Source organism: Sulfitobacter sp. 1A13496 (genome assembly GCF_043557225.1).
Taxonomy (GTDB): Bacteria; Pseudomonadota; Alphaproteobacteria; order Rhodobacterales; family Rhodobacteraceae; genus Sulfitobacter; species Sulfitobacter faviae.
The window spans coordinates 24,545-45,937 of record NZ_JBIFFP010000007.1 but is presented as its reverse complement, the minus strand read 5'-3'; the positions used below and the strand labels follow the sequence as shown (position 1 = coordinate 45,937).

Genomic DNA, 21,393 nt, shown 5'->3' with positions numbered 1-21,393 from the left:
CGCCTGACCGGGTGGGAGTTTCGGCATAGATGGCCAAGGACCGTTCCAGTTCCAGCGATTTCACCGGCCCGCTGCGCCGGTTGTTGCTGGTCGTGCTGGTATTGGCGCTGACCGGCATCTTCCTGCTGTGGCGCATCGACAGCCCCCGCGTTGAACGCTTTCGCGCGCAGGTCACCGACCGTTTCGTGCCCAATCTCGACTGGGCCATGGCCCCGGTCACCGGCACCATCAACCTGCTGCGCGACTTCCAAAGCTACCAGCGCCTGAGCGAGCAGAACCGCGAGCTGCGCTCGGAACTGCGGCAGATGCAGGCGTGGAAAGAGGCGGCGCTTCAGCTTGAGCAAGAGAACGCCCGGCTTCTGGACCTCAACAACGTGCGGCTTGACCCGCGTCTCACGTTCATCACCGGCACGGTGCTGGCCGACAGCGGCTCGCCCTACCGCCAATCGGTGCTCCTGAACGTCGGCGCGCGCGATGGGCTGGTCGAGGGCTGGGCCACGATGGACGGCATTGGCCTTGTGGGCCGCATCGCGGGGGTGGGCAAGAACACCGCGCGGGTGATCCTGTTGACCGACGCCTCCAGCCGCATTCCGGCGACGATCCAGCCCTCGGGCCAGCGTGCCATCGTGGCGGGCGACAACAGCGCGGCTCCACCGCTCGACTTCATTGAGAACCGCGAGCTGGTCCGCCCCGGTGACCGGGTGATCAGTTCGGGCGATGGCGGCGTCTTTCCGGCAGGCATCCTGATCGGTCAGGTCGCTGCCGATCCGGGCGGGCGGCTGCGCGTGCGGCTGGCGGCGGATTACGAGCGGTTGGAATTCCTGCGCGTGCTGCGACACCACGGCAATGAAACCGTGCCGGACACCGCCCATGTCATCACCTCCGACGGCCCCTTGGCCGATCCGGCAGCGCCGGTCGGGGTGCAGCCATGACCGATCTGTCGCGCAGCCGCCTTTGGGTCATGCGCCTGAGCTTTGTCGCGCTGGCGCTGGTGATCCTGTTCTTCCACCTTCTCCCTCTTGAGACGACCCCGCGGGCTTGGGCCGGGCCGGACCTGCTGCTGGGCTTTGCCTGCGCTTGGGGGCTTAGACGGCCCGAATACGTGCCCTCGCTTTTTCTGGCGCTGGTCTTTCTGCTGGCGGACCTGTTGCTGCAACGCCCCCCCGGCCTTTGGGCGGTGCTGGCCCTGATCGGGGTCGAGAACCTCAAATCGCGGGGGCGGCACCTGCGGGATGCGAGCTTTGCCGCCGAATGGCTGACCGTGGCGGTGATCTTGACCATGGTGATCTTCGCCAACCGAATTCTGCTGAGCCTTGCGCTGGTGCCGACGCCTTCGCTGACGCTGAACCTCACGGAATTGGCACTGACGACGCTCGCTTATCCGCTGATCGTGGCGGTGACCCATGGTATCATGGGCGTGCGCAAGACCGCGCCGGGCGATCTGGATGCGCTTGGCAAACGGGTGTGATCGGGGAGCGATGAGATGAGACGAAGCCGCGCCGACAATGATGCAACCCACACGCGCCTGACGCGCCGCGCCGCCCTTTTGGGCGGGGCGCAACTGCTGTTCATGGGCGGGCTGGCCGCGCGCATGCGCTATCTACAGGTCGATCAGGCCGATCAGTTCCGCCTGCTGGCCGAAGAGAACCGCATCAACATCCGCCTGATCCCCCCCGCCCGGGGTGAGATTTTCGACCGCAACGGCATACAGCTTGCCGATAACGTGCCCTCCTACCGGATCGTCATGGTCCGCGAAGATGCGGGCGACGTGGAAGCCGTGATGGAGCGGCTCGCCCAAGTCATCGAGATCGACGAGGAGACCCGCGAACGCGCCATGACCGAAATGTCGCGCTCTGCCCCCTTCCTGCCCGTCACCATCGTCGATGACGTGAGTTGGGAAGTCGTGAGCAAGGTCAGCGTCAACGCCCCGGCCCTGCCCGGCGTCACGCCCGAAGTGGGCCTGACCCGCGTCTACCCGCGCGGCGCGGATTTCGCTCATGTGGTGGGCCGCGTAGGCCGGGTGAGCCAAGCCGACCTCGACGCGCTGGAGAACCCCGATCAGGTGCTGCGCATCCCGCGTTTTCAAATCGGCAAGATCAACGTCGAAGCCCGCGCCGAAAACCTGCTGCGCGGTGCGGCGGGCACCAAACATGTGGAGGTGAACGCCACGGGCCGCGTGATGCGCGAGTTGGAGCGGCGCGAGGGGCAGGCCGGGGCCGATCTGCAACTGACCGTGGACGCCAATCTGCAACGCTATGTGCAGGCCCGTCTGGGCGAGGAAAGCGCCGCCGTGGTCATCATCGACTGCGAGAATGGCGATCTGGCCGCGCTTGCGTCCTCGCCCAGCTACGACCCGAACCTCTTTATCGGCGGCATCTCTTCGGCGGATTACAACCCGCTGCTCAATTCCAAATACCGCCCGCTGGTGAACAAACCCATACAGGGCACCTACCCGCCCGGCTCGACCTTCAAAATGATCGTGGCGCTTGCCGCCATCGAAGAGGGCATCGTCACCCCCGATGAGACGGTCTATTGCCCCGGCCATCTGGAAGTCGCGGGGCGGCGGTTCCACTGCTGGAAACGCGCGGGCCACGGCTGGGTCGATCTGCAACATTCGCTGAAACAATCCTGCGACGTCTATTACTACGATCTGGCCGTAAAAGTCGGGATCGAAAAGATCACCGCCATGGCGAACCGCTTTGGCCTTGGGATCAAACATGATCTGGCGCTGTCGTCGGTCGCGGGCGGGCTGGCGCCCACGAAACAGTGGAAACGCTCGGCCCGGGGTGAGGATTGGGTCGTGGGTGACACGGTCAACGCCTCTATCGGGCAGGGTTTCACCCTCTCCTCCCCGCTGCAATTGGCGGTGATGAGCGCGCGGATCGCCACGGGCCGCGCGGTGACGCCGCGGCTGATCAAATCCATCGACGGGGTGGAGCAACCCAGCGGCGCGGGCGAACCGATGGGGCTGAACGAAAACAACCTGCGCCAATTGCGCAAGGCGATGTACGATGTGGTGAACGATCGCCGCGGCACCGGCTACCGCAGCCGCATCATCGACGACACGATGCGCATGGCAGGCAAAACCGGCACCAGTCAGGTGCGCAACATCACCGCCGCCGAACGCGCCCGCGGCGTGACCAGCAACGCCGACCTGCCGTGGGAACGCCGCGACCACGCGCTCTTTGTCTGCTTTGCGCCCTATGACAAACCGAAATACGCAGCCTGCGTATTGGTGGAGCACGGCGGCGGCGGCTCGACAGCCGCAGCCCCGATCGCACGCGACGTGATGTTGCAGGCCATGGCGGGGGGCGAGCCGCCACTCGAAGCCTACCCTAAGTCCGACCGGGGCCGCATCGCCACCCAGCAAGAGGAACTGCGCAACACCACGCCCGAGACCACCGCCAATCTAGAGGGGGAGGATCAGGCATGAGCTATCTTGAGCATACGGTCAAATCCGTCCCCACAGGGCTGCGCAAGATCCTCTTTATGAACTGGCCGCTGGCGATCCTGCTGACCAGTGTCGCGGGCGTCGGTTTTCTGATGCTCTATTCGGTTGCGGGCGGGTCATTCTCCCCTTGGGCCGAACCGCAGATGAAACGTTTCGCCATGGGCATGGCGATCATGTTCACCGTGGCGATGGTGCCGATCTGGCTTTGGCGCAACCTGTCGGGCGTGGCCTATGGGGCGACCTTGGTGCTGCTGGTCGCGGTCGAACTTTTCGGCTCTGTCGGCATGGGCGCGCAGCGTTGGATCGACATCGGCTTCATGCGGCTGCAACCGTCGGAACTGATGAAGATCACGCTGGTCCTGTTTCTGGCGGCCTATTACGACTGGCTACCGGTCAAGAAGGTGTCCCGCCCCTTCTGGGTGCTGGTGCCCATTCTGATCATCGTGATCCCCACCGCGCTGGTGCTGAAACAGCCCGACCTTGGCACCTCGATCCTGCTGCTGACTGCAGGGGGCGGGCTGATGTTCCTCGCGGGCGTGCATTGGGCCTATTTCGCCGCCGTCATCACCGCCGCCATCGGGCTGGTCACCGCCGTCTTCCAGTCGCGCGGAACACCGTGGCAATTGCTGAAAGACTACCAATACCGCCGCATCGACACCTTTCTCGACCCCAGCCAAGACCCGCTTGGCGCGGGCTATCACATCACCCAGTCCAAGATCGCGCTTGGCTCGGGCGGCTGGTCGGGGCGCGGCTATATGCAGGGCACCCAATCGCGGCTGAACTTCCTGCCCGAGAAACACACCGATTTCATCTTCACCACATTGGCCGAAGAGTTCGGCTTCGTCGGAGGCGTCTCCCTGCTGGGGCTTTACGCGCTAATCATCCTGTTCTGCGTGGCCTCGGCGGTGAAGAACAAGGACCGCTTCTCAAGCCTGCTAACCCTTGGCATCGCACTTAACTTCTTTCTCTTTTTCGCCGTTAACATGTCGATGGTCATGGGGCTGGCCCCCGTGGTCGGCGTGCCCCTGCCGATGGTGAGCTATGGCGGCTCGGCCATGCTGGTGCTGCTGCTGGCCTTCGGCTTGGTGCAATCGGCGCATGTTCATAGACCGAGGTAATTCATGACGATCAACATTCTCTTCGCCGCTAAAGCCGAACGCTGGGACGGCTACGAACAGCCTTTGAACGAAGCGCTCCGCAAAGCACTGCCGGGGCAGAATTTCACGCTGGCCACCGATCTGCCGCCCGAAGAGGTCGACTATATCGTCTATGCCCCCAACAGCGTTTTGCAGGATTTCACCCCCTATACCCGCGCCAAGGCGGTGCTGAACCTCTGGGCCGGGGTGGAGGCGATCACCGGCAACGAGACCTTGAAGATCCCGCTGGCGCGGATGGTGGATTTTGGCCTGACCCACGGCATGGTGGAATGGTGTACGGGCCATGTGCTGCGCCATCATCTGGGGATGGATACCGATATCCTGCGCAAGGATGCCAAATGGGCGCCGCGCACGCCGCCGCTGGCCCGCGAGCGCAGCGTGGCGGTGTTGGGCATCGGCGCGCTCGGCCAAGCGGTGGCCGAGGCGCTGGTGGGTCTGGGCTTTGACGTGACCGGCTGGTCGCGCAGCGAAAAGCAGATCGAGGGGGTACGTTGCCTGCATGGCGACGAAGGGCTGACGGAGGCGCTCAAACGCGCCGAGATCGCCGTGCTCCTGATGCCCGACACGCCCGCCACGCAGAACGTTCTGAATGCCGAGACGCTCGCGCAAATGCCCGAGGGTGCCTTCATCATCAACCCCGGTCGCGGGCCGCTGATCGACGACGATGCGCTCTTGGCAGCTCTCAATAGCGGGCAGATCGCCCATGCAACGCTCGATGTCTTCCGGGTAGAGCCGCTGCCCGAGGATCACCCCTATTGGGCGCATCCGAAGGTCACCGTGACCCCGCATATCGCGGCGGCCACGCGCAACGACACGGCCTCGGAAGTCATCGCGGAAAACATCCGCCGCAGCGAGGCCGGCGAGCCCCTGCTGCATCTGGTGGACCGCGACCGGGGATATTGACCCCGGACGCGGCAAGGCTCAGGCGGCCAGCCCGCGCCCCTTGAGCAGCGCCTCAACCCCCGGCAGACGCCCCCGGAAGGCGGTGTAAAGCTCCGCCGGATCACGGCTGCCGCCAGTCGAAAGGATGTGCTCCTCCAACGCCTCGGCGCGCTCCGCGTCAAAGGCGCCGCCCGCTTCCTCGAAGGCGGCAAAGGCGTCGGCGTCCATCACCTCGGACCACATGTAGCTGTAATAGGCGCTGGAATAGCCATCGCCTGAAAACACATGCGCGAACTGCGGGGTGGCGTGGCGCATGCGGATCGCCTGCGGCATGCCGATGCTGCTGAGCACCTCGGCCTGTCTCGCCATCGGATCGGCAGGTGGTTCGCCGTCGTGGAACTCCAGATCGACAAGGGCGGAGGCGATATATTCCACCGTCTGAAAGCCCATGTCGAAGGTCGCGGCGGCCAGCACCTTGTCGAGCATCTCAGGCGGCATGGCCTCGCCCGTCCGCGCATGGGTCGCGAATTTCTGCAGCACCTCGGGCTGGTCCAGCCAGTGCTCGTAAAGCTGGCTCGGCAACTCCACGAAGTCGCGCGCCACCGAGGTGCCGCTGACGCTTTCATAGGTCACGTCCGAGAGCATCTGGTGCAGCGCATGGCCGAACTCGTGGAACAACGTGCGGGCGTCGTCGTAGGACAGTAGCGCCGGGTCGCCCTTGGCGAAATTGCAGACGTTGATCACCACGGGCGCCTGTTCGCGCGGGAACTTCGCCTGCGCGCGCATCGCCGAGCACCACGCGCCCGACCGTTTCGAGCCGCGCGCGAAATAATCACCGATGAAGACCGCCACATGCTGGCCGTCCCGCGTCACTTCCCACGCCCGGCAGTCGGGGTGGTAGAGCGGCACGTCGAGGGCTGCGAACTCCAGCCCAAACAACCGGTTGGCGCAGTCGAAGGCCGCGTCGATCATCCGGTCGAGCTGGAAATAGGGTTTCAGCGCCGCCTCATCGAGATCATGCTCCGCCGCGCGCCGCTTCTCGGCGTAGTAGCGCCAGTCCCAAGGCTCCAGCGCCCCGTTCACGCCGTCCTCGCGCATCAGCGCGGTCAGCACCTCGGCATCGGCGTCGGCCTGCGCCTTGGCCGGTTTCCAGACCGACATCAGCAGGTCGCGCACGGCGGCGGGCGTCTTGGCCATCTCGGTTTCGAGCTTGTAGGCGGCGAAGTTGTCGTAGCCCAGAAGCGCCGCGCGCTCCTTGCGCAGGGCCAGCGTCTCGGCCGCGATCTCTCGGTTGTCGGTTTCGCCGCCGTTCGCACCGCGGGCTTCCCACGCGCGGAACGCTTTCTCGCGCAGGTCGCGGCGGTCCGAGAATTGCAGGAAGGGCGTGATGAGCGAGCGCGACAGCGTGACCACCGGGCCTTGCGTGCCCTTTTCTTCGCCTGCAGCCCGGGCGGCATCGATCACGAAATCCGGCAGGCCGGTCAGATCGTCCTCGGACAGCGGCATGAACCAGTCGCGCTCATCCGCCAGCAGGTTCTGGGTAAACTGCGTGCCCAGCACAGCCAGCCGCGCCTTGATCTCCTTCATGCGCTCGGCCTCCGACCCCGTCAGCGCGGCGCCTGAGCGGACGAAGCCACGGTGCGTCAGCGTCAGCACGCGGGCCTGTTCCTCGCTGAGGTCGAGACTGTCGCGCGCCTCCCAAACGGCATTGATGCGGGCGAAGAGTTTCTCGTTGCCCGAGATCGCCGACTGATGCGCGGCGAGCTTGGGCGAGAAGTCGCGCTGCAGTGCCTCGCGCGCCGGGTTGCTGTCCGCGCCCGCCACGGTGAAGAAGACGCTCAGAACCTTGTCGAGCGCCGCGCCGGAGGCTTCCAGCGCCTCGATGGTATTGGCGAAGCTGGGGGCTTCGGGGTTCTCGGCGATGGCGTCGATCTCGGCCCGGTGGGCGGTGAGCGCCTCCTCCAAAGCGGGGGCGAAATCATTGTCGGAAATGCGGTCAAAGGGGGCGATGCCGAAGGGAGTCTCCCAATCGGTCAGAAGCGGGTTGGTCATGCAGGTCTCCTTTGCGCCCAAGATGGGGCGCGCCGGGGTGACTTGCAATCACCCGCCGCAGGTTTCGCAGCCCGCCCGGCGTTTGAGGCCGATCTTGCGGGTCTCGCCGTAAAGCCCGTCGTAGATCATCATCTCGCCGCGCAGCACGCTGCCCGCCCCGGTGATGAGTTTCACGGCCTCCAGCGCCATCATCGTGCCGATCACGCCGGGCAGTGGCCCGATCACCCCGGCCTCGGCGCAGGAAGGCGCAAGCCCCGCTGCCGGCGCTTCGGGGAAGATGCAGCGATAACAGGGCGCGCCGCGGGCGGGATCGAAGACGCTGAGCTGCCCCTCCCATTGGCTGAGCGCCCCCGAGATGAGCGGCGTGCCCGACGCAACGCAGGCGGCATTGACCCGGTAGCGGGTGTCGAAATTGTCGGTCCCGTCGAGCACGAGGTCATAGTCGGCCACCAGATCCTCGGCGATCTCGTCGGTCAGACGGCGATGGTAGGGGCGCACGGTGACGTGGGGGTTCTGCGCCAGCATCTCGGCCTCGGCCGAAAAGACCTTGGGCGTGCCGATGGCGGCGTCCTTGTGGATCACCTGCCGTTGTAGGTTCGCGTTCTCCACCGCGTCGTCGTCGATCACCCCGATGGAGCCCACGCCCGCCGCGGCGAGGTACTGCAGCACGGGCGCGCCGAGACCGCCCGCACCGACGACGAGCACCTTCGCGTTCTTCAGCGCCTTTTGCCCGGGGCCGCCGACCTCACGCAGCACGATGTGCCGGGCGTAGCGGTTCAACTCACTCTCCGAAAAACGGCCCGAGGCGGGGGCTTCAGTCGGCGCGTCCGGCGTGGCGCGCGCGCGCAGGGTCGCCAGCCCCTGCCGGTAGAGCATCACCAGCGCAACGAAGCCGCCCAGCAGCAGCCAAGGCGCGGCACTGCCGCCGGTGGCGAGGCGCAGCGGATGGGTGGCCGGAAACAGCAGATGCAGCGCGACCAGCGCCAGATACATCAGCCCGACCAGCCCCGCGCGCAGCCCGCGCGGCAGGCCGAGGAAGCCGCCGCCAAACCAAAGCGCCGCCGCGATGATCAAAACAGCCAGCATCACTGCGCCCCCGTCGAGCCAAACCCGCCCGCGCCGCGCGCGGTCTCATCAAGGCGCTCGGCCAGATCAAAGCCCGCCTGCACCACCGGGGCCACGACCATCTGGGCGATGCGCATGCCATGTTCGACGGTGAAGGCCTCCGCCCCCATATTGCCCATGATCACCCCCACGACGCCGCGATAATCGCTGTCGATGGTGCCGGGGCTGTTGATCAGGGTGATCCCATGCTTCAGCGCGAGACCCGAGCGCGGGCGGATCTGCACCTCGAACCCCTGCGGGATCGCCATCTGCAACCCGGTGGAGATCAGCGCCCGGGCGCCGGGGGCCAAGGTGACCGTGCCGCCGGGCAGATTGGCCCGCAGGTCCGCCCCCGCCGCCCCGGCGCTTTCATAGGCGGGCAGTGGCAGGCTGCGGTCCGCGCCATCGGCCCAGCAGAGTTTGATCGTGGTCATAGCGCCCCCTCAGGCAAGTGCCGCGGCGATACGTTCGGCCAGACGGGCGGCCACGGCATCTTTGCCCATGCGCGGCCAGTCCTCTGCGCCCGCGTCGGTGATCAGCGTCACGGCATTCTCGCGCCCGCCCATAATGCCGGTGGCGGGGGAGACGTCATTGGCGACGATCCAGTCACAGCCCTTGCGCACGCGTTTCGCGGTGGCATGGGCCAGCACGTCGTCGGTCTCGGCGGCGAAGCCTACGACGAGCGGCGGGCGGCCTTCGCCACGCTGGCTGACGGTTTTCAGGATATCGGGGTTTTCCGCGAAAGACAGGCTGGGCAGCCCGTCTTTAGATTTCTTCAGCTTACGGTCCCCTGCCCCCTGCACATGCCAATCGGCCACCGCGGCGGCAAAGACGGCGGCATCGGCGGGCAGAGCAGCCTCTACCGCCTGCATCATCTCTTGCGCCGTTTGCACCGGCACGACCTCGACCCCCTCGGGCGGGGCGACCTCGGCGGGGCCGGTGACAAAGACGACCTTGGCCCCCAGATCCGCCAGCGCCCGCGCGATGGCTGTGCCCTGCGCCCCGGAAGAGCGGTTGGCGATATAGCGCACCGGGTCGATCGGCTCATGCGTCGGGCCGGAGGTGACGAGGATGCGCTTGCCCGCAAGCGGCCCCTGCCCCAGCCGCGCCTCAACAGCCGCGACAATCTCAAGCGGTTCGGCCATCCGCCCCGGCCCGTATTCGCCGCAGGCCATGTCACCGTCATTCGGCCCGACCATGGCGATGCCATCGCCGCGCAGAGTAGCGATGTTGCGCTGCGTCGCGGGGTGCTGCCACATCCGCACGTTCATCGCAGGTGCCAGCAGCACCGGCGTATCGGTGGCCAAAAGCAAGGTTGAGGCCAAATCATTCGCCGCCCCCTGCGCCATTTTGGCCATCAGGTCTGCCGTGGCGGGGGCGACCACCAAAAGGTCCGCCGCGCGGCTCAGTTGGATATGCCCCATCTCGGCCTCATCACCGAGGTCGAAGAGATCACGAAAGACCTTCACGCCGGTCAGTGCAGATACGGAAAGCGGGGTGACGAACTCTTCGCCCGCACGGGTCAGCACCGGCATTACCTTGGCCCCACGCTCGCGCAGACGCCGGATCAGATCGAGGGATTTATAGGCGGCAATGCCGCCGCCGATGATCAGCAGAATATGTTTGCCCGACAGCATAAAGGCCCCCCGTTTGCATTAGGGAGACCTTAATCCGGGGCGGGGAAATCTGCCAGCCCCGGCGGGCATCGCGATGCGGGGTCAGGCCAGAAAGGCAAAGACCTCACGCGATTGCATCTCAAGCGACTTGCGCATCTTGCCAAAGGCCGCGGCCTCAAGCTGGCGGACCCGCTCTTTGCTGAGGCTGAGTTCATCGCCAAGGCTTTCCAAAGTACGCGCAGGATCCCGCAACTTGCGTTCGCGCACGATGAATTGCTCACGCTCGGACAGGCCCTGCATTGCCGCCAGCAACCAGTTGCGCAGCTGCGCCGTGTCATGCTCTTCCTCGACACGCTCCGCCGCCTGCGCGCTTTCATCAGCCAGTGCTTCGATCCACTCGCGGCCCTCATCCTCAGCGCTCTGCGTGGCGTTCAGCGAATAGTCCGAACCCGACAGGCGGCCTTCCATCATCTCGACATCATGCAGCGGCACGCCGATTTCGGTCGAGATCATCTGGCGCAGCTGGTGCTTGTCCAGCGTCTCGCCCATGGCCGTGGCCTCACGCTCCAAACGGGCCTGCACGCGACGCATGTTGAAAAACAGCGATTTCTGAGAGGAGGTCGACCCCGTCCGCACCATCGACCAATTGCGCATCACGTGGTCTTGAATGCTCGCCTTGATCCACCAGACCGCATAGGTCGAGAAACGCACGCCGCGGTCGGGGTCAAATTTGTCGGCGGCTTTCATCAGGCCCAGACCCGCCTCTTGGATCAGATCGTTCATCGGCGCGCCGTAGCGCTTGAACTTGCCCGCCATCGAAATCGCCAGACGCATGTAGGCGGTGATCAAACGGTGCAACGCGGCCTCATCCCGGTGATCGCGCCACGCATAGGCCAATTCCAACTCCGTTTCGGCATCGAGCAATTCGGCCTTCATTGCGGTGCGGGTGAGTGAAAATTCGCGAGCGGTTTGCAATGACATTTGGTATCCCCCTTGAGAAATGCGCGGCGCACCTTGTGATGGGCCTTTGGTGGAGATACGCAGAGACGTGCCATTTGGTTCAAATATTTGGTGAGAAGATGTTGCCTAGAACTACCTTTGCCCTAGGCGGGGCGGCCTCGGGCAAGTCGGAATGGGCAGAGACCCTCGTAAATTCCAGCGGCATGTCAAAGACTTACCTTGCCACCGGTCGCATCTGGGATGACGAAGTTCAAGAACGCGTGAACAAGCATCAAGCAAGGCGCGATGCGGGGTGGCGCACCGTCGAATGCCCGCTCGATCTGACCGAACCGCTGGCGAAACTGCCCGCCGGCGAAATCGTGCTGATCGACTGCGCAACCATGTGGCTGAGCAATCACCTGATGGAAGGCAGCGATCTGGAGGCCGCGCAGGCGCAGCTTTTGCAGGCCCTGCGGGGCTGCGCCGCGCATTGGATCGTGGTCTCGAACGAGGTCGGCCAAGGCATCGTGCCCGAGAACGCCATGGCCCGCCAATTCCGCGAGGCGCAGGGGCGGCTCAACATCGCCTTGGCCGCCGAGGCAGAGACGGTGGTGCAGGTCGTCGTCGGCCTGCCGCAACTGTTGAAAGGGGAGATGCCATGACCATTTGGCACTGGGTGCGCCACGGCCCGACCCATGAGAAGAACTTCGTCGGCTGGCGCGATGTCCCGGCGGACCTTTCCGATGCGCCCCGACTGGCGCGGTTGAACCTGCATCTGCCGGATGAGGCGCTGCTCGTCTCCTCGGACCTGATCCGCGCTGTGCATACGGCGGATGCGCTGGCCCAGCCCTCCCGCCGCCGCCTGCCCCATGAGCATGAGCTGCGCGAGCTGCATTTCGGCGCTTGGGACGGGCTGCATTTCTCTGAAGTCGCCGCGCGTGACCCGGACCTCAGCCGCGCCTATTGGGAGACCCCCGGCGATGTCATGGCCCCCGAGGGCGAAAGCTGGAACCAGACCAAGGCGCGCGTCGACCGGGTGGTGGCACGGATCAACGCGGCCCACCCCAATGCCCATGTGATCGCCGTGGCGCATTTCGGCGTGATCCTCACGCAGGTGCAGGAGGCCCAAGGTGGCGGCCCGCTGGAGGCGATGGCCCATAAGATCGACAACCTCTCGGTGACGCATCTGTCCCATGACAACGGCCAATGGCGGGTCGAAGGGATCAATCATACGCCCTGACCCACAGTGCCGTTAACTATTCCTAAACCCGTCTTGCCTACCGATTAACCATAGCAAGACGGAGCAGGGGTAATGGTGTCGCGGGCCTATACGGTCGCATTTCAAGGGGTCGACGCGCGCATCGTCGAGGTGCAATGCGCGGTCACCGCCGGGCTGCCGGGCTTTTCGATCGTCGGACTGGCGGACAAGGCCGTGTCGGAAGCCCGCGACCGGGTGCGCACGGCGCTCAGCGCCTTGGCCATCGCGCTGCCGTCCAAACGCATCACCGTCAATCTCTCCCCCGCCGACCTGCCCAAGGAAGGCAGCCATTTCGACCTGCCCATCGCGCTGGCGCTGCTCTCGGCGCTGGATATCCTGCCCGATGACATCACCCAAAATGTGGTGGCTTTGGGAGAGCTTTCGCTCGACGGGACGCTGATGCCCGTGGTCGGCGCCTTGCCCGCCGCCATGGCCGCCGCCGCCGAGGACCGAAGCCTGCTCTGCCCCGCAGGGTCGGGGGCGGAGGCCGCATGGGTGGGCAAGACACAGGTCATCGCCGCCGCAAATCTGGGCGACGTGGTGCGCCACTACACCGGGCAAGTACCGATCGCCCCCGCTGAGCCGGGGGAGGTGCCCCTCGCATTGGCGGGCCGCGACCTGCGCGAGGTCAAAGGCCAAGAACGCGCCAAGCGCGCGTTGGAGATCGCCGCCGCCGGGCGGCATCACCTGATGCTGGTCGGCACGCCGGGGTCGGGGAAATCCATGCTGGCCGCGCGGCTGCCCGGCATCCTGCCGCCGCTGACGGCAGGTGAAGCGCTTGAGACCTCGATGATCCACTCCCTCGCCGGGCTGCTGGATGAGGGCGGCATTTCCCGCAGCCGCCCCTTTCGCGAGCCACATCACACGGCCTCTATGGCTGCGATCATCGGCGGCGGTCGGCAGGCGCGTCCAGGGGAGGCATCTCTCGCCCATAACGGCGTGCTTTTCATGGACGAGTTCCCCGAGTTCAACCGCACGGTCCTCGAAACCCTGCGTCAACCGATCGAGACTGGCGAGGTCATGATCGCACGCGCCAATGCCCATGTGAAATACCCCTGCCGCTTCATGCTCGTCGCGGCGGCAAACCCCTGCAAATGCGGCTACCTGCCCGACCCAGCCCGCGCCTGTGCCCGCGTCCCGGCCTGCGGCGAAGACTATTTGGGCCGCATCTCAGGCCCGTTGATGGACCGTTTCGACCTGCGCGTCGACGTGCCGCCCGTCAGCTACAGCGACCTCAACCTGCCCGCCAACGGCGAGACCTCGGCCGAGGTCGCGGCAAGGGTCGCCGCCGCGCGGGCGCTTCAATCCACGCGCTACGCGCCGCATGACGGGATTTCGGCCAATGCCGATGCGGCGGGTGACCTGCTCGAAACCGTCGTCAGCCCGGATGCCGAAGCGCGCACGCTGCTTCTGCGCGCAGCGGAACGGTTTTCCCTGTCGGCGCGCGGGTATCACCGGGTCATGCGTGTCGCGCGCACCATCGCCGATCTTGCGGGGGAACCCGAGGTCCGCCGCCCCCATATGGCCGAGGCGATCAGTTTTCGCCTGCCCGATCCGACGGCAGGGCATTGATCCAATCGGCGAGGGCCGCGAGGCTCTGCCGCGCCTCGGGCAGGTGGTTCTGAAACAGCGGCCAGACATGTGGCAGGTCATGGACCTCCTGCAAGGTGGCCGACACGCCCGCTTCGCGCAGACGGGCCGCCAATCGGCGGCTGTCATCGCGCAGGATTTCGCTGTCACTTACGGTGAGCCAGACGGGCGGTGCGCCATTGAAATCGGCGAGAATGGGACTCGCCCGGGGGCTCTCCGCATTCTGCCCCTGAAGATAGAGCCGCGCCATTTCCGTCGCGCGGGCGGCGGGCAACAACACGTCGCTTTCGGCATTCTGAGTGAAACTCGGGCCCGAAAACGTCAGGTCCAACAAAGGGGAAAGCCCAAAGGCGCCAGCAGGCAGCGCCGCCCCTTCGCGGCAAAGCTGCGCCAACAGGTCAAAGACCAGCGCGCCGCCCGCGCTGTCGCCGCCAATCACGATGTCCCCCGCCGCGATGCCCATCTGACCAAGCGCATCCCACGCCGCGCGGATGTCTTGCGCAGGCTTGGGAAAAGCCGCCTCTGGCACCCGCGCATAGCGCGGCAGCACCGCCCGCGCACCGGTCAGCAGGGATAGGCGCGCGACCATCGCCCGGTGCGTCTCCGGACTGCCAAACACGAACCCGCCGCCATGAACGTAGAGGATCACACGCCGCTCGGAGGCCTGCGGCGGCGTAAGCCAAAGCGCCGGTCCCGCCCCCGGCAGATCACGCCATTCCGCATGCACCTCGCGCGGCCCTTTAAAAAAGAGCCGCGCCTGCATCTCCATCGTGGCCCGCAGGAACTGCGGGTTTGCATGCGCCAGCAAAGGTTTCTCTGTCAGACGCAGGTAGCGGTTCAGAAGATGCTGGCGCAGGCTCACCCGCGCTTAGCCTCAATCGCCTCCCAGATTTTTCCGGCGATATTCTCGCCATCGAACCGTTCCAGCTCTTGAATGCCGGTGGGAGAGGTCACGTTGATCTCGGTCAGATAATCGCCGATCACATCGATCCCGACAAAGATTTGGCCCTTTTCTTTAAGCAATGGCCCGATGGCGGCGCAGATCTCCAGATCGCGCTCGGTCAGCCCGACCTTCTCAGGCCGCCCGCCGACATGCATGTTCGACCGTGTCTCACCCTCCGCCGGGACGCGGTTGATCGCGCCCACCGGCTCCCCGTCCACGAGGATGACGCGCTTGTCACCTTTGGATACGGCAGGCAGGAATTTCTGAACAATGAGCGGCTCACGCGAGAAGCCGGTGAACAATTCATGCAGCGAGATGAGGTTGCGGTCATTGGCGTCCAGCCGGAACACACCAGCCCCGCCATTACCGTAAAGCGGTTTCAAGATCACATCGCCATGCTTCGCCTTGAAGGCTTTGATGGTCGAAAGGTCGCGTGCAATCGTGGTGGGCGGCGTCAGATCGGGGAAGTCGAGAACCAGGAGTTTTTCGGGGTAATTGCGGACCCAAAAAGGATCGTTGACCACCAAGGTGGTTTCTTTCAGCCGGTCCAGCAGGTGGGTCGAGGTGATGTAATGCATGTCGAAAGGCGGGTCCTGACGCAGCCAGACCACGTCGAAATCCGCCAAATCGACCTCGCGCTCTTCTCCGAACCGGGCATGATCGCCCTGCACGCGCTGCACGGTAAAGTCATAGCCCCGCGCGGTGATCCGCCCCTCTTGGTACGCCAGATGATCGGGCGTGTAGAAGAACAGCTCATGCCCCCGCGCCTGCGCCTCTTCGGCCAGCCGAAAGCTGCTGTCGGCGTTGATGTTCACGTCCCCGATCGGGTCCATTTGAAAGGCGATTTTCATCGGCGTCCCCCGCTGCTTACCTTTGTCGTGATCCGACCCGGACCGACGGTGCAGGCTTCTGGGATCGCTTCTTAGATGGCGCAGCAGGGGCCTATGCGCAATGGGTCAGCCGTGGCCAAAGGCGTTTTCGATGATTTCGGTGGCCCCCTGCCCATCGACAAGCGCCACGTCAAAGCGCACCTCGGTCAGGCTTCCTGCAGGTTCGCCGGCAAGAAATTCCTCGGCGGAGCGATAGATGCGCTGCATTTGTCGGGCGGAAAGGCTTTCGGCAGCCCTTGCGAAACTACGACTTTGTTTCACCTCGACAAAGATCAAGGCAGCCCCATCGCGCAGGATCAAATCAATTTCACCAGCGCGGCCCCGCCAACGGCGGCGCGCGATGGCAAAACCGCGCCTCTCATAGTCTTGCGCGATCCGGTTTTCGGCGGCGATCCCGGCGTGATAGGCCATGCGCCCCCGTTGGCGCTTGGCCGCAGTTCGTATCCCCGTATCACCCTGCGGCATTTTCATTGCTCCGCCCCGTGTTCTAACCTTTGCCGAGCGCCAATGCCGCTTGATAGACCTGCCGCCGTGGCAGGCCATGGGCCTGCGCCACCAAATCGACAGCGTCACGCATCGACATTTCTGTAAGCGCCCGTTGCAAATCTGTTTCTAGGTCAAGGTGATTAACAGAGTCTGAACGGCTGCGATCAATCAGCACGACCACTTCGCCTTTTGGTGCCTTCGCTTGATAAAGCTCGGCGAGATTTTCGAGGGTATCGCGCTGAATCTCTTCGAATTTCTTGGTCAACTCCCGGCACATTGCCGCCTTGCGCCCCGCGCCCAGTGCGGTTGCCGCATCGCGCAGCATGGCGCCGAGCCGTTTGGGTGATTCGTAGAACACCAGAGTTCCCGGCACGTCGCGCAGCTTTTCCAGCGCCGCGATCCGGGCCGATTTACTATTGGGCAGGAAACCCGCAAAGAAAAATGCATCCGTCGGCAGGGCGCCCAAGGCCAGCGCGGTCAGCACGGCCGATGGTCCCGGCGCGCAGGTCTGCATCACACCCGCTTCGGCTGCGGCGCGGCTTAATTCAAACCCCGGATCGGCGATCAGCGGCATGCCCGCCTCCGACGCATAGGCGACTGATTTACCCTCGCGGATGGCCGCGATCAGCCGCTCTTGCACCGATGTGCCGCTGTGGTCGTGCAGCGCCAGCACCTTGCGCCCATCAAGCGGCACCCCATGAATTTCCATCAGCCGCCGCAGGCTGCGCGTGTCCTCTGCCGCCAGCAAATCCGCCGAGGCCAGCGTGTCGAGCGCGCGCAACGTGATATCGCGTGCGGTGCCGATGGGGACGCCCACGAAATAAAGTCCCGGGGCTAGCTCTGTCTTGTCAAATTTCAACGCTGGACCCGCCTTTCGCAGTCACTATGATCGCGGCCATGTTCCGGCGACCATCGTCGTCTTGCCACCACCGGGGAGTGAATACAAATGATTGCCTGTTTCCGCGCCATCCGCAAGAAGATGCACCTGCTCTTGCTGCCGCTCTTCGCGGTCCTGCTGGCGGCCTGTCAGCCTGTCGCCACGGGCGGCGCCAATTCCGGCGGCCCGCGCATCGACCCTGCGGCCCCCGTTCCGGTGGCGCTCTTGGTCCCGCGGGGCGGCTCTGCCGGTGATGAGTTGCTGGCCAAGAACCTCGAAAACGCCGCGCGCCTTGCGATGCGCGATCTGGACGGCGTTCAGATCGATCTACGCGTTTATGGCACTGCGGGCAACGCCAGCACAGCCGCATCCGTCGCTGCGCAGGCGGTGAATGAAGGGGCCAAGATCATCCTCGGCCCGGTTTACGGCGAAGCGGCTAATGCGGCTGGGGTGGCGGTGGCCTCCTCCGGGGTTAACGTGATCTCCTTCTCGAACAACCCGACCATCGCGGGCGGCAATGTTTTCGTGCTCGGGCCGACCTTTGCCAATACCGCCAACCGGTTGGTGAGCTTTGCCAAGCGCAATGGCAAAGACAAAATGGTCGTGCTGCATGGTCAGGACCTTGCCGGACAGTTGGGCCGTGACGCGATCGTTCAAGCGATCAGCGCCAATGGCGCGACGCTGGCAGGCACCGTCGATTACGCGCTGAGCCAAGAGTCGGTCGTGGCCGCCGTGCCGCGCGTCAAAGCAACCGTCGAAGGCAGCGGCGCCAATGCGCTCTTCCTCACCACCTCCTCGGCCAGTGCTCTGCCGCTCTTCGCGCAGCTTCTGCCCGAGGCGGGCATTCAATCGGCCACCACGCAATATGTCGGCCTGACTCGGTGGGACATCCCCGCCCAAACGCTGGAACTGCCCGGCGTTCAGGGCGGCTGGTTCGCCCTGCCCGACAGGGCGGCGAGCGGTGCTTTCTCGAACCGTTACACCGCGGCCTATGGCAGTGATCCGCACCCTCTGGCCGGGCTGGCCTTTGACGGGATCGCGGCAATCGGCTCCTTGGTGAAGGGCGGCAAATCCAACGCGCTTTCCGGGGCCGCGCTGACCCAAGGGGCGGGTTTCCAAGGCGCCAGCGGCATCTTCCGCCTGCGCCGCGACGGCACCAACGAACGCGCCTTGGCCGTGGCCACGATCCGCGACAACCGCGTCGTCGTGCTCGACCCGGCACCGCGCGGCTTTGGCGGGGCTGGTTTCTGAATTGGACCTCGCGAAACCGACAACAACATCAGGCGCGCGTCGACACCCGCGCCTGATTTGCGCGCCCGAGCAAATCTTTGACGACACAGCCATCTGGCAAGCCCTCGCCCAGCGCGACAGCACGTTGGAGGGCGCGGCCCTCAGGGCCGAGATCGTCCCTTTGATCCAAGAAGCCCAGCAGGCGGGCCGCAAAGCCATCGCGGCAGGCTTTGCCGAATCGCCCTTCGATGCGCGGGCGATGACCTCTTCCTACACCTATCTCACCGACCAGCTGCTGCGCTGCGTCTTGCAGATCGCCACGCAGGTGCTGCACCCCAACCCGAACCCGACCGAGGGTGAACGGCTCGCCATGATTGGCGTCGGCGGCTATGGCCGGGGAGAGATGGCGCCCTTTTCCGATGTCGATCTGCTGTTCCTCATCCCCTACAAGGCCACCGCCTGGTCGGAGAGCGTGATCGAATCGATGCTCTACATCCTGTGGGATTTGAAGCTGAAGGTCGGCCATGCCACCCGCACCATCGAAGACTGCCTGCGGCTGGGGGCGGATGATTTCACCATTCAGACCGCCCTGCTGGAAAACCGTTTCATCGACGGCGATGTGACCCTTGCGCAAGAGCTTTCCGAACGGCTCAAGAACGAACTTTTCTCAGGCGCGGGAAAGGATTTCATCGAAGCGAAACTGGAGGAGCGCGACAACCGCCACCTGAAGCAGGGTGAGCGCTATATGGTCGAGCCAAACGTCAAGGAAGGCAAAGGCGGGCTGCGCGATCTGCATTCGCTGTTCTGGATCGCCAAGTTCATCCATGACGTGGACCGGGTCGCGGATCTGGTCGATCTCGGCGTTTTCCGCGCCGATGAATACGACACCTTCCGCGAGGCCGAGGCTTTTCTCTGGGCCGTGCGAGGGCACCTCCACCTGATTGCCGGGCGCGCGACGGAACAGCTGACCTTCGACATGCAGGTGCAGGTCGCTCAAGCCATGGGCTATCAGGATATCGGGGGCCGGCGGGGCGTCGAGATCTTCATGCAGGCCTATTTCCGCCATGCCACCGCGGTGGGGGATCTGACCCGTATCTTCGTCAGCGGGCTCGAAGCCTCCCATATGAAGGCCGAGCCGCTGCTGGAACGCATCTTCCGCCGCCGCCCGAAAATCCGCGAAGGGTTTCAGGTGGTCCACAACCGCATCGCGGTGAAAGACGATGAAGAGTTTTTGCAAGACAAGCTGAACCTGTTGCGCATCTTCGAAGAAGCGCTGCGCACGGGCATGTTGATCCACCCCGATGCGATGCGACTGATCAAGGCCAACCTCGCGCTGATCGACGACGACATGCGTCGCACGCCAGAGGCGCGCCGCATCTTCCTTGATCTGCTGCTGAAACACGGCAATCCCGAACGCTCCCTGCGGCGGATGAATGAATTGGGCGTCTTGGGCGCCTTCATCCCCGAGTTCGAGCCGATCGTGGCGATGATGCAGTTCAACATGTATCACTCCTACACGGTGGACGAACATACCATCCAATGCATCGCCAACCTCGCCCGGATCGAAAAAGGCGAGTTGGAAGAGGAACTGCCCGTCGCCTCCTCGATCCTGAAACGCGGTGTGAACCGCAAGGTGCTCTATGTGGCGCTGCTGCTGCATGACATCGGCAAGGGGCGGCCCGAGGACCATTCCATCATCGGCGCGAAACTGGCACGGCGCATTGGCCCGCGGCTGGGGCTGAAACGCGATGAGGTCGACACAGTGGAATGGCTGGTCCGCTATCACCTGCTGATGTCCGACATGGCCCAAAAACGCGACATCGCCGATCCGCGCACGGTGCGCGACTTTGCCAAGGCGGTGCAGACGGTCAAACGGCTCGACCTACTCTGCGTGCTGACGGTCTGTGACATTCGCGGCGTCGGGCCGAACACGTGGAACAACTGGAAAGCGGTGCTGATCCGCGCGCTCTATCGCCAGACCGAGCGGGCGCTGGAAACCGGGCTTGAAGACCTCAACCGCGAGAACCGGGGCGCGGAGGCCAAGAAAGCCCTGCGCGCCGCGCTCTCCGATTGGCCGCGCAAACACCTGCAACGCGAGACGGCCCGCCACTATCCGCCCTATTGGCAGGGCCTCCATGTCACCGCCCATGTCGCCTTTGCGGAACTGCTGCGCGATATCGGCAACGACGATATCCGTATCGACCTGCACCCCGACGAAGACCGCGGTGCGACGCGGGCCTGTTTCGTCATGGCCGATCACCCCGGCATCTTTGCCCGGCTTGCAGGCGCGCTGGCGCTGGTCGGCGCCAATGTGGTGGATGCGCGCAGCTACACCACGAAGGATGGTTTCGTCACCGACGCTTTCTGGATTCAGGACAGCGAAGATCAACCCTATGAGGCCAGCCGCCTGCCGCGGCTGCGCGAGATGATCCTCAAGACCCTGCGCGGCGAAATCGTCGCCCGCGATGCGCTGAAATCCCGCGATAAGGTCAAGAAGCGCGAGCGCGCTTTCAAAGTGCCCACACATATCACCTTCGACAACGAAGGTTCGGAAATCTACACGATCATCGAGGTCGACACCCGCGACCGGCCCGGTCTGCTCTATGATCTGACGCGCACCTTGGCGGCCTCCAACGTCTATATCGCCAATGCGGTGATCGCGACCTATGGCGAACAGGTGGTCGATACCTTCTACGTCAAGGATATGTTCGGTCTGAAATACTACACCGAGGCCAAGCAGCGCACCTTGGAGAAACGCCTGCGCGAAGCGATTGCCGCAGGGGTCGAGCGGGCGGAGGGCTAGCCCCCCGCCTCCGCCTCATCGGCGGGTTTTCGCCACCCGCTCTTTGGCCGCTTTGCTTTGCGCATCAGATCCTCAAAATCCCTGCAACCCGCCGCTGAGACGGGATTCCATGAAT

19 protein-coding genes are annotated in these 21,393 nt (G+C 64.7%); 10 read left to right on the top strand and 9 right to left on the bottom strand.

Annotation, left to right across the window (positions count from 1 at the left end):
- Nucleotides 1–29 precede the first annotated feature (29 nt).
- The 5 genes from mreC to ACGYLX_RS15045 are packed head-to-tail and all read left to right on the top strand — an operon-like array spanning nt 30 to nt 5,511.
- Complete coding sequence (gene mreC, locus ACGYLX_RS15065) at nt 30–932, top strand: rod shape-determining protein MreC (protein WP_067265288.1); 903 nt, start codon at nt 30–32, stop codon at nt 930–932.
- Nucleotides 929–1,468: a rod shape-determining protein MreD gene (locus ACGYLX_RS15060; protein ID WP_067265291.1), complete on the top strand. Its 540-nt coding sequence runs from the start codon at nt 929–931 to the stop codon at nt 1,466–1,468. The genes mreC and ACGYLX_RS15060 overlap by 4 nt, the downstream gene beginning before the upstream one ends.
- A gap of 15 nt (nt 1,469–1,483) precedes the next feature.
- The gene (gene mrdA / locus ACGYLX_RS15055; protein ID WP_067265293.1) at nt 1,484–3,433 is read left to right on the top strand and encodes a penicillin-binding protein 2; all 1,950 of its coding nucleotides are present in this window, start codon (nt 1,484–1,486) and stop codon (nt 3,431–3,433) included.
- Nucleotides 3,430–4,569: a rod shape-determining protein RodA gene (rodA, locus tag ACGYLX_RS15050; protein ID WP_067265296.1), complete on the top strand. Its 1,140-nt coding sequence runs from the start codon at nt 3,430–3,432 to the stop codon at nt 4,567–4,569. Before mrdA ends, rodA begins: the two co-directional genes overlap by 4 nt.
- Before the next feature lie 3 nt (nt 4,570–4,572).
- Entirely contained in the window at nt 4,573–5,511 is a 939-nt protein-coding gene (locus ACGYLX_RS15045) for a 2-hydroxyacid dehydrogenase (protein ID WP_394450463.1), read from the top strand.
- Nucleotides 5,512–5,529: 18 nt separating this feature from the next.
- Here ACGYLX_RS15045 and ACGYLX_RS15040 read toward each other — a convergent pair whose 3' ends face one another.
- From ACGYLX_RS15040 to ACGYLX_RS15020, 5 genes are all read right to left on the bottom strand, one after another.
- A complete protein-coding gene (locus ACGYLX_RS15040; protein ID WP_394450462.1) occupies nt 5,530–7,542 on the bottom strand; it encodes a M3 family metallopeptidase in 2,013 nt (670 codons plus the stop codon).
- Between the two features lie 48 nt (nt 7,543–7,590).
- Nucleotides 7,591–8,628 carry a HesA/MoeB/ThiF family protein gene (locus ACGYLX_RS15035; RefSeq protein ID WP_394450460.1) on the bottom strand — a complete coding sequence of 346 codons (1,038 nt, stop codon included), beginning with the start codon at nt 8,626–8,628 and terminating at the stop codon, nt 7,591–7,593.
- Entirely contained in the window at nt 8,628–9,080 is a 453-nt protein-coding gene (gene dut / locus ACGYLX_RS15030) for a dUTP diphosphatase (RefSeq protein WP_394450458.1), read from the bottom strand. Before dut ends, ACGYLX_RS15035 begins: the two co-directional genes overlap by 1 nt.
- A gap of 9 nt (nt 9,081–9,089) precedes the next feature.
- Nucleotides 9,090–10,283 carry a bifunctional phosphopantothenoylcysteine decarboxylase/phosphopantothenate--cysteine ligase CoaBC gene (gene coaBC, locus ACGYLX_RS15025; RefSeq protein WP_394450456.1) on the bottom strand — a complete coding sequence of 398 codons (1,194 nt, stop codon included), beginning with the start codon at nt 10,281–10,283 and terminating at the stop codon, nt 9,090–9,092.
- Between the two features lie 81 nt (nt 10,284–10,364).
- Entirely contained in the window at nt 10,365–11,243 is an 879-nt protein-coding gene (locus ACGYLX_RS15020) for an RNA polymerase factor sigma-32 (protein ID WP_067265311.1), read from the bottom strand.
- A 98-nt stretch (nt 11,244–11,341) separates the two neighbouring features.
- On the opposite strand from ACGYLX_RS15020, the gene cobU reads away from it, so the two are divergent.
- From cobU to ACGYLX_RS15005, 3 genes are all read left to right on the top strand, one after another.
- The gene (gene cobU / locus ACGYLX_RS15015; protein WP_394450454.1) at nt 11,342–11,863 is read left to right on the top strand and encodes a bifunctional adenosylcobinamide kinase/adenosylcobinamide-phosphate guanylyltransferase; all 522 of its coding nucleotides are present in this window, start codon (nt 11,342–11,344) and stop codon (nt 11,861–11,863) included.
- Nucleotides 11,860–12,441: a histidine phosphatase family protein gene (locus ACGYLX_RS15010; RefSeq protein ID WP_394450452.1), complete on the top strand. Its 582-nt coding sequence runs from the start codon at nt 11,860–11,862 to the stop codon at nt 12,439–12,441. Before cobU ends, ACGYLX_RS15010 begins: the two co-directional genes overlap by 4 nt.
- A gap of 72 nt (nt 12,442–12,513) precedes the next feature.
- Entirely contained in the window at nt 12,514–14,031 is a 1,518-nt protein-coding gene (locus ACGYLX_RS15005; protein ID WP_394450449.1) for a YifB family Mg chelatase-like AAA ATPase, read from the top strand.
- Here the strand turns inward: ACGYLX_RS15005 and ACGYLX_RS15000 are convergent.
- From ACGYLX_RS15000 to rsmI, 4 genes are all read right to left on the bottom strand, one after another.
- Nucleotides 13,994–14,911 (bottom strand): alpha/beta hydrolase, encoded by a 918-nt coding sequence (locus ACGYLX_RS15000; RefSeq protein WP_394450447.1) that lies wholly within the window; start codon nt 14,909–14,911, stop codon nt 13,994–13,996. The genes ACGYLX_RS15005 and ACGYLX_RS15000 overlap by 38 nt on opposite strands.
- Entirely contained in the window at nt 14,908–15,843 is a 936-nt protein-coding gene (gene gshB, locus ACGYLX_RS14995; protein ID WP_394450445.1) for a glutathione synthase, read from the bottom strand. The genes ACGYLX_RS15000 and gshB overlap by 4 nt, the downstream gene beginning before the upstream one ends.
- A 105-nt stretch (nt 15,844–15,948) precedes the next feature.
- Entirely contained in the window at nt 15,949–16,347 is a 399-nt protein-coding gene (locus ACGYLX_RS14990; RefSeq protein ID WP_394450628.1) for a YraN family protein, read from the bottom strand.
- 22 nt (nt 16,348–16,369) lie between these two features.
- A complete protein-coding gene (rsmI, locus tag ACGYLX_RS14985) occupies nt 16,370–17,227 on the bottom strand; it encodes a 16S rRNA (cytidine(1402)-2'-O)-methyltransferase (RefSeq protein ID WP_394450443.1) in 858 nt (285 codons plus the stop codon).
- Between the two features lie 87 nt (nt 17,228–17,314).
- On the opposite strand from rsmI, the gene ACGYLX_RS14980 reads away from it, so the two are divergent.
- On the top strand, nt 17,315–18,496 hold the full coding sequence (locus ACGYLX_RS14980) for a penicillin-binding protein activator (protein WP_394450441.1): 1,182 nt from the start codon (nt 17,315–17,317) through the stop codon (nt 18,494–18,496).
- 1 nt (nt 18,497) lies between these two features.
- A complete protein-coding gene (locus ACGYLX_RS14975; RefSeq protein ID WP_394450439.1) occupies nt 18,498–21,278 on the top strand; it encodes a [protein-PII] uridylyltransferase in 2,781 nt (926 codons plus the stop codon).
- The last annotated feature ends 115 nt before the right edge of the window (nt 21,279–21,393 follow it).